Below are 279 nucleotides of genomic sequence, written 5' to 3'. Positions count from 1 at the left end.
GGCGCGTGGGAAGCAGACTTGAACGAACGAAACTATACCTTGCATAAGACGATCATGAACGGAAACGGAAGCAATGTCGTCGTCTTCGACGGATCAACGAATTACACGAATAACGCTTGCGGAGTCAGTCGCGATGCCCGTGTCGACGGATTTATTATCCGCGGCGGAACCGCCTCGGAAGGAGCCGGTATCCTCTTCAAAAACGGAGCTTCGGGAACCGTAGCCAACTCCGTCATCATGGACAATACGGCAACCGGCTTCGGCGGAGGTATCTATATC

General features: G+C 53.4%; 1 protein-coding gene. It reads left to right on the top strand.

The genetic code is table 11. The features are described from left to right. Nucleotides 1-279 (top strand): tetraacyldisaccharide 4'-kinase (locus EII41_RS13915; RefSeq protein WP_148091785.1); only part of this gene is annotated, 279 nt, incomplete at both ends.

It is taken from the genome of Tannerella forsythia, from assembly GCF_003860135.1.
Taxonomy (GTDB): domain Bacteria; phylum Bacteroidota; class Bacteroidia; order Bacteroidales; family Tannerellaceae; genus Tannerella; species Tannerella forsythia_A.
The sequence above is the reverse complement of the archived record's forward strand: the minus strand, read 5'-3'. Positions and strand labels throughout refer to the sequence as shown.